The sequence below is a fragment of the Pseudomonas sp. XP1 genome (genome assembly GCF_053557675.1).
In genome coordinates this window covers 232,605-238,099 of sequence record NZ_JBNRIJ010000002.1, presented here as the reverse complement: position 1 = coordinate 238,099, position 5,495 = coordinate 232,605, and the positions used below count along the sequence as shown (strand labels likewise).

The window sequence follows — 5,495 nt, the reverse complement described above, 5'->3', positions numbered from 1 at the left end:
GACGGCAAGCCAGCTCCCACAGGTACTGCACAGGTCTTGAGGTCTGTGGAGTCCCTGTGGGAGCTGGCTTGCCGGCGATAGGGCCGGTACAGGCGACATCAGACCTGGCGGAATACCAGGGCCTTCAAGCCCCCCGCCGGGTCCACGTCAGGAAACTCCGGTGGGTTCTCCAGCCGTTCGACGAAATTCAGCGACGGCGCATGCTCCGCCATCCCCTCGATCAGGAACTCCGGCCCGATGCCCGGATCGTTCACGCACGCCAGCACCGTCCCGCCCTCGCTCAACAACTCCGGCAAGCGCCGCAGGATCTTCGCGTAATCCTGGGTCAGCACAAAGCTGCCACGCTGGAAGGTGGGCGGGTCGATGATGATCAGGTCATAAGGCCCGTACTTGCGTACCTTGCCCCACGACTTGAACAGCTCGTGCCCCAGGTACGCCACCCGCGACGCATCGTGACCATTGAGGCGGTGGTTGTCACGGCCCCGGGACAACGCCGACTTGGCCATGTCCAGGTTCACCACCTGCTCGGCGCCACCGGCAATCGCCGCCACCGAGAAACCGCAGGTGTAAGCGAACAGGTTCAGCACACGCTTGCCCGCCGCCTGCTCGCGAACCCAACGCCGACCATAGCGCATGTCGAGGAACAGGCCATTGTTCTGCCGCACGCCCAGGTCCAGCAGGTAGGTCAGCCCATCCTCGACCACCTCGCGCTGCTGGCACGGTTCGCCCAGCAGCCACTGGCCCGGGCTGTCGGGCAGGTAGCGATGCTGGAGAAGGATGGCCTGGCCAGTCCACTGCGGGCGCTCGGCGAGATTACGCAGCATGGCCTTTAGTTCGGCCAGCTGGCCTTCCGCTGGCTCGCGGAACAGGGCGACCGACAGCACGCCCTGCAGCCAGTCGACGGTAACCTGCTCCAGGCCCGCCCAGCAGCGACCGCGGCCGTGGAACAGGCGGCGGGTTTCCTGCGGGGCAGGGTCGAGGGCGGCGAGCAGGTGTTGCTCCAGAGTCTGGATCGGCGAAGTCATCATGGGTCGCAAGCTGGCAAAAGCGGCATTCTACCCCCTGAGGGCGCTTCGCGCCCTATCGCCGGCAAGCCAGCTCCCACAGGTCCTGCGCAAGCTTCGAGTCCATTGCAGTACCTGTAGGCAAGCCAGGCCCCTATAGGTACCGCGCTTGGCTTGAGCCCGATGCGGTCGAGGTGGGAGGTGGCTTGCCGACGATAGGCCGCAGAGCGGCCTCAATGGCCCTTGACCGCTATCGTCCTGGGCCTGAACCACCACCCCTGCTGCATTCCCGCCGCCGCCAGCAGGATCAACGCCACCCCCAGCCACTGCAACGGTGCCAGCCGGTGCCCGAACGCCACCCAGTCCACTAGAATCGCCGCAATCGGGTAGATGAACGACAGAGCCCCGGTCAGCGCCGTGGGCAAGCGCTGGATGGCGCTGTACAGCAACACATACATCAACCCGGTGTGCACCATGCCCAAGGTCAGCAGGCTGGCCAGCGCCGGCATTTCACCCGGCAAGCCGCCAAGCTTGACCCACGGCGCCAGCAACAGCACACCCGTGGCCACCTGGATCAGCGCGATCAGGTGCGGTGGCGTGCCACTCAGGCGCTTGATGATCAACGCCGCGATGGCATACAGGAAGGCCGCCCCCAGCGCCAGCGCGATGCCCAGCAAATAGTCCTCGCCGCCACCCTGCCCCGCGCCATGGGCACTGACGATGGCCAGCATGCCGAGGAACGCCACACTCAGCCAGGTGACCTTGGCCAGGGTAATCTTTTCGCCCAGGAACACCGCCGCCAGCCCCACCAGCATGAACGGCTGCACGTTATATACCGCCGTGCCGATGGCAATCGACGCCCGCGAATAGGAGGCGAACAGCAGCACCCAGTTGCCGACGATGGCAACACCGCTGGCAATCGCCAGCAGGAACGCCGTGCGGCTGATCACGCCCGGCCGCAGGAAACCGAACCCCGCGCAGATTGCCAGCAAGGTCACGGCACCGAACACGCAGCGCCAGAACACCACCTCGAGCACCGGCTGGCCGGACACCAGCACGAACCAGCCGATGGTCCCGGAAATCAGCATGGCAGCAATCATTTCCAGCGAGCCACGACGCAATGAACTGTCCATCTCATACCTCCTGTTGAAGATGGCAACAGTATGCAAAGGTTGCTGGCCGGCCTTCCAGCGGATAACGAAGGAAGATTGGAATGTTTGCCTTTACTATCAAGGCAAATCAATCGAACAACCTTATTGAGGTAACCATGACCGATGCCATCGACCAACTGCTGATCAACGCGCTCATGGAAGACTCGCGCCGCTCGCTCAAGGCCCTGGCGCAGATCAGCGGGCTTTCGGCGCCCAGCGTCAGCGAACGCCTGCGCCGCCTGGAGGAGCGCGGCGTGTTGCGCGGTTACACCGTAGAGGTCGACCCGCGTGCCTTTGGCTACCAGTTGCAGGCCATCGTGCGCATCCGCCCGCTCCCCGGGCAGTTGCAGGAGGTGGAACGGCAGATTGTCGCCATTGCGGAGTTCACCGAGTGCGACAAGGTAACTGGCGAGGACTGCTTCATTGCCCGGCTGCATGTGCGCTCGATGGAGCAGCTGGATACCCTGCTCGACCGCATCAATGTGCTGGCCGAGACCAACACCGCCATCATCAAGAAAAGCCCGGTGAAGCGGCGGTTGCCGCCGATGGATTGATTTCTTCCTGTTCTGGCCTCTTCGCGGGCACGCCCGCTCCCACAGGATCTCCACAGGCCTTGAGGCTGTGCGGTCCCTGTGGGAGCGGGCGCGCCCGCGAAGAGGCCAGCACAGGAAAAAGCTGACTAAATTTTGTACACAGGAATGTCACCTTAAGTGCCGTTTTTGTGTGCACTTTCCCAGATCACGCCCCAATACGTTACACACTTCCCACAACTTATTCTGACCAAATGATCAACTAAATCATCTTCGAAAAATTTAAACCTGTTCGTTTGGTCAACTTATATTCCATTCATTTCATAAACTTATATTTCAGAATGATAGATTCAAAATGATGGCCAACTGAAAGTTGCTACTTGCTTGGCATGGAACTCGCTTTTGTGTGTTCGTGTTTTGTATACAAATCAAGCAAAACATAAATACACAAGAACCCGCGACGCCGCCCAAACATCGGCCGCCGCGCCCCAAACCCTGAGATGCCAACGCTGCACCGACGAGATTGGCGAGCCCGTGCGCATGCCCGCTCATCGCAGTCCACGTGCATCAGGAGCCCGCCGGAATGAGTACCAGCCTCGACCTTGCCCCTGAACTATCCGTCGCCAGCACCCACCCCGCGTCCCCTCTAGCCGGCAGCCAGCCGGAACTTGCCTTGAGCCCGCGCCTGCATAACCGCGACCTTGCCCCGACGCGCATAGAAGGCCGCCGCTGGGGCGGCTACAGCATCTTCGCGCTGTGGACCAACGATGTGCACAACATCGCCAACTACTCGTTCGCCATGGGCTTGTTCGCCCTTGGCCTGGGTGGCTGGCAGATCCTGCTGTCGCTGGCCATCGGCGCGGCGCTGGTGTACTTCTTCATGAACCTGTCCGGCTACATGGGGCAGAAGACCGGCGTGCCGTTCCCGGTCATCAGCCGCATCGCCTTCGGTATCCACGGCGCACAGATCCCGGCGCTCATCCGCGCGGTCATCGCCATCGCCTGGTTCGGCATCCAGACCTACCTGGCTTCGGTGGTGCTGCGCGTGCTGCTCACCGCCGTATGGCCACAAATGGCAGCCTACGACCATGACAGCATCCTGGGCCTGTCGAGCCTGGGCTGGGTATGCTTCGTGTCGATCTGGCTGGTACAGCTGGTGATCCTGGCCTACGGCATGGAGATGGTGCGCCGCTACGAGGCCTTTGCCGGCCCGGTGATCCTGCTGACCGTCGCCGCCCTGGCGGTGTTCATGTACTTCAAGGCCGACGCCCGCATCGCCTGGTCGGTGGCCGAACCGCTGACCGGCTACGAGATGTGGCGCAACATCTTTGCCGGCGGCGCACTGTGGCTGGCGATCTACGGCACCCTGGTACTGAACTTCTGTGACTTCGCCCGCTCCTCTCCATGCCGCAAGACCATCCGCGTCGGCAACTTCTGGGGCCTGCCGGTAAACATCCTGGTGTTCGCCATGATCACCGTGGTGCTGTGCGGCGCGCAGTTCCAGATCAACGGCCAGATCATCGACAGCCCGACCCAGATCGTTGCCGCCATACCCAGCACAGCATTCCTGGTACTGGGCTGCCTGGCCTTCCTGATCGTCACCGTGGCGGTGAACATCATGGCCAACTTCGTCGCCCCGGCCTTCGTCCTCAGCAACCTGGCACCGCGTCACCTGAACTTCCGTCGCGCCGGGCTGATCAGCGCCACCCTGGCGGTGCTGATACTGCCTTGGAACCTGTACAACAGCCCGCTGGTGATCGTGTATTTCCTGTCCGGCCTGGGTGCCCTGCTCGGCCCGCTGTACGGGGTGATCATGTCCGACTACTGGTTGCTGCGCAAAGGCTGCATCAACGTGCCGCAGCTGTACAGCGAAGACCCGGCCGGCGCCTACCACTACACCAAGGGCATCAACCTGCGCGCGGTGGCCGCCTTCGTACCGGCTGCACTGCTGGCCATCGTCCTGGCCCTGGTACCCAACTTCCACGGCATCGCGCCGTTCTCCTGGCTGATCGGTGCCGGTATCGCCGCCGCCCTGTACCTGCTGATCGCACCACGCAAATGTCATTACCACGACGTCAGCGGTGAATGCATCGCCGTTGACCACAGCAGCCATTGACCAGGGAGGGCTACCCATGCGCATTCTGATCGCCAACGTCAACACCACCGAAGCCATCACCGAAGCCATTGCCGAACAGGCCCGTGCGGTGGCCGCGCCCGGCACCGAAATCATCGGCCTCACCCCATGGTTCGGTGCCGAGTCGGTAGAAGGCAACTTCGAAAGTTACCTGGCCGCCATTGCGGTGATGGATCGGGTGCTGGCCTACGAAGGCCCTTACGACGCCGTGATCCAGGCGGGTTACGGCGAACATGGCCGCGAAGGCCTGCAGGAACTGCTGAACGTGCCAGTGGTGGATATCACCGATGCCGCCGCCAGCACGGCGATGTACCTGGGCCATGCCTACTCGGTGGTGACCACCCTGGACCGCACCGTGCCCCTGATCGAGGACCGCCTGAAGCTCTCCGGCCTGTATGACCGCTGTGCATCGGTACGCGCCAGCGGGCTGGCGGTGCTGGAGCTGGAAGCCGACCCACAGCGCGCCGTGGAGGCGATTGTCGAGCAGGCGGAACGCGCCGTGCGTGACGACAAGGCCGAGGTGATCTGCCTGGGTTGCGGCGGCATGGCTGGTTTGGACGAGCAGATCCGCCAGCGCACCGGCGTGCCGGTTGTGGATGGCGTGAGCGCGGCGGTGACCATAGCCGAATCGCTGGTGCGCATGGGCTTGAGTACTTCCAAGGTACGTACCTATGCC

The 5,495-nt window shown here is 63.0% G+C and carries 5 protein-coding genes; 3 read left to right on the top strand and 2 right to left on the bottom strand.

The window, feature by feature from the left end; translation table 11 throughout:
• Positions 1–98: 98 nt before the first annotated feature.
• Both ACK1U9_RS03425 and ACK1U9_RS03420 read right to left on the bottom strand, forming a co-directional pair.
• Positions 99–1,025 carry a class I SAM-dependent methyltransferase gene (locus ACK1U9_RS03425; protein ID WP_085601232.1) on the bottom strand — a complete coding sequence of 309 codons (927 nt, stop codon included), beginning with the start codon at positions 1,023–1,025 and terminating at the stop codon, positions 99–101.
• Between the two features lie 212 nt (positions 1,026–1,237).
• Positions 1,238–2,137: a DMT family transporter gene (locus tag ACK1U9_RS03420; protein ID WP_085601231.1), complete on the bottom strand. Its 900-nt coding sequence runs from the start codon at positions 2,135–2,137 to the stop codon at positions 1,238–1,240.
• Positions 2,138–2,271: 134 nt separating this feature from the next.
• Here ACK1U9_RS03420 and ACK1U9_RS03415 point away from each other — a divergent pair, with 134 nt between their 5' ends.
• The 3 genes from ACK1U9_RS03415 to ACK1U9_RS03405 all read left to right on the top strand — a co-directional run.
• Positions 2,272–2,709, top strand: coding sequence for an Lrp/AsnC family transcriptional regulator (locus ACK1U9_RS03415; RefSeq protein WP_025340043.1), 438 nt, complete (start codon positions 2,272–2,274; stop codon positions 2,707–2,709).
• A gap of 559 nt (positions 2,710–3,268) precedes the next feature.
• The gene (locus ACK1U9_RS03410) at positions 3,269–4,801 is read left to right on the top strand and encodes an NCS1 family nucleobase:cation symporter-1 (protein WP_108480568.1); all 1,533 of its coding nucleotides are present in this window, start codon (positions 3,269–3,271) and stop codon (positions 4,799–4,801) included.
• A 16-nt stretch (positions 4,802–4,817) separates the two neighbouring features.
• On the top strand, positions 4,818–5,495 hold a 678-nt coding region (locus ACK1U9_RS03405; RefSeq protein WP_449109698.1), incomplete at its 3' end, for an aspartate/glutamate racemase family protein.